Source organism: Streptomyces sp. SID5910, assembly GCF_009862125.1.
Lineage (GTDB): Bacteria > Actinomycetota > Actinomycetes > Streptomycetales > Streptomycetaceae > Streptomyces.
In genome coordinates this window covers 1-1,705 of sequence record NZ_WWHX01000573.1, presented here as the reverse complement: position 1 = coordinate 1,705, position 1,705 = coordinate 1, and the positions used below count along the sequence as shown (strand labels likewise).

Annotated in this window: 2 protein-coding genes and 1 pseudogene; 2 read left to right on the top strand and 1 reads right to left on the bottom strand. The window is 74.7% G+C overall.

Annotated features, from left to right (window positions below):
* Positions 1–229 (bottom strand): annotated as a pseudogene (locus tag GTW67_RS20110) (hypothetical protein); the annotation flags it as partial.
* Between the two features lie 320 nt (positions 230–549).
* On the opposite strand from GTW67_RS20110, the gene GTW67_RS20105 reads away from it, so the two are divergent.
* Both GTW67_RS20105 and GTW67_RS20100 read left to right on the top strand, forming a co-directional pair.
* A complete protein-coding gene (locus GTW67_RS20105) occupies positions 550–1,065 on the top strand; it encodes a DUF6912 family protein (protein ID WP_161166205.1) in 516 nt (171 codons plus the stop codon).
* 80 nt (positions 1,066–1,145) lie between these two features.
* A partial coding sequence (locus tag GTW67_RS20100; protein WP_161166204.1) for an HAD family hydrolase occupies positions 1,146–1,705 on the top strand: 560 nt, incomplete at its 3' end.

Genomic DNA, 1,705 nt, shown 5'->3' with positions numbered 1-1,705 from the left:
GCCTGCGGGGCGGTACGGCGCCGCCCCGTGCGCGGGGCGTGGTGCCGCGGGGGACGCCGGGGGCCGTGCCGCCGGCGCTGGTGCCCTCCGCGGCGCCCACCCGGGCGGGAGAGGCGGCCTCGGCGGTGGCCGGGACGGCGCGGGTGGGTGCGCCGTCCGCGGGGCGGGGGGTCGGGCGGGTTCTGGTCATGACCTTGCGCAGGGGCGGCATGGTCGGTGTGGGCTGCATGGGGGTCCCCGTTCGGCGGCCCGGCGATACCGGGCGGTAACTTCGTGGTCGGTGATCTTGTACGGGGCGGTGGGCGGCGACGGCAAGGAAGCGATGGGCCGGGTCGGGGTGGCCGGGAGGTTCACCTATCCGAGTGGCCGGGGGTATGGGAACGGCCGGGACGGGGCGGGTGCACCGGGTGAGTTCCGGGGACGGAAGTGGACGCTTCGGGGGCCTTCGGCGGGCGCCCGAAAGGGGACACCGCACGTATCCTGAAGGCCTCCGGCGGATCTTCGCCGGGTCCTGTCTCTCCGGACTCCCGACCATGAAAGCGGCCCCTCATGCGCGTCTATGTCCCCCTGACCCTCTCCGGTCTCGCCGAGGCGCACAGGACGGGGCGACTGGGGGAGACCGGGCCGCTCGTCGCGTACGCCGTGACGCCGGCGGTGCGCGAGTGGGTCCGCTCGGACGACGTCGAGGAGCTGGAGTACGCCGCCCTGGGCCGGGCCGCGCTGGCCTCGCTGCGGCTGCTGGCGGAGGACGCCGGGGCGGCGCGACGCCGGGTCGTGGTCGCGGCCGACGTCTCCGACGGGGCGGTGTCGGCCGGTTCCGAGCGGGCCGATGCGGAGGCGCTGGGTGAGGTGCGGGTCTCCGGGGGCGTGCGGCTGGCGAAGGCTGCCGCGGTGCATGTGGACTCCGTCGACGCGGAGGGGGACGTGGCCGCGGCGGCGGGTGCCCTCGCGGCGGCGGACGGTGGGGACGACGACGCGCAGTCCGTGGTGGACGGGGCCGAGGAGCACGAGCTGCTCTGGTACGCGACGCAGGAGGTTCCGAACCTGGTGGGGGCGGGCGGCTGACCGGTGCCCGGCCGGTGGTGCTCCTTGGGCGCTCGGGGCGAGCGTCTTGATTGTCAGTGGGGGCGGGTACGTTTTCTGGCATGGGGACGCAGACAGGGGCGCACATCGTCTGGGACTGGAACGGCACGCTGTTCCACGACAACGACGCCATCATCGGGGCGACGAACGCGGCGTTCGCCGAGTTCGGGATGACGCCGATCACGCTCGAGCAGTACCGGGCGCTGTACTGCGTGCCGGTGCCGAAGTTCTACGAGCGGCTGATGGGGCGGCTGCCCACGGACGCGGAGTGGGAGGTCATGGACGCGGCCTTCCACCGGTACTACACCGAGCACCGGGTGCGGTGCGGGCTCACCGAGGGCGTGGCGGAGCTGCTCGCCGGGTGGCGGGCGGCGGGGCGGAGTCAGTCGATCCTCAGCATGTACGGGCACGAGGAGCTTGTTCCGTTGGTGCGGGGGCTGGGGATCGAGGCGCACTTCCTGCGGGTCGACGGGCGGACGGGGCCGTCCGGGGGGAGCAAGGCCGAGCACATGGTGCGGCATCTGGCGGCGCTGGGGGCGGTGGTGGAGCCGGGGCGGACCGTGGTGATCGGGGACGCGGCGGATGATGCGGTGGCTGCGCGGTGTGTGGGGGCGCGGGCGGT